Genomic DNA, 445 nt, shown 5'->3' with positions numbered 1-445 from the left:
GCCGGACCTGCTGGAGATCGTGCTGATCAGCGCGGACCGCACCCGCTCGGTGGAGGAGCGCACCGCCGAGTGGTCCTGGCTGGGCTGGCTGCCGCACGTCCGGCCGGGCCACGGCCAGGACTGCCGGCTGCTGCTGGCCTACGACCGCGAACAGGCGGCCGCCCGCACCGGCGAGCTGCTGCGCCGCGTCGAGTCCAATACCGACCCCGCCTCCTTCCGGCCGGGCCCGGACGGGCATCCGGGGCCGTACACGGTGGTCGTGGTGGACGGCGACCCCGGTGGCTCGGCGCTGCGGGAGGACGTGGCGCGGCTGGCGGTGAGCGGGCCGCGCGCCGGGGTGCACGTGGTGTGCCTGGCCGAGACCGTGCCCGCCTCCCCCGCCTCGCCGCTGACGGAGACCTACCAGGCGGCCTGCGCGGTGACGCCCACCTTCCGCGAGTGCGGC

At 77.1% G+C, this 445-nt stretch carries 1 pseudogene; it reads left to right on the top strand.

Annotated elements, in window-relative coordinates:
- Window positions 1-445: pseudogene (locus GT030_RS14925) on the top strand (cell division protein FtsK); the annotation flags it as partial.

The organism is Streptomyces sp. SID1328 (assembly GCF_009865595.1).
Taxonomy (GTDB): Bacteria; Actinomycetota; Actinomycetes; order Streptomycetales; family Streptomycetaceae; genus Streptomyces; species Streptomyces griseoluteus.
The sequence above is the reverse complement of the archived record's forward strand: the minus strand, read 5'-3'. Positions and strand labels throughout refer to the sequence as shown.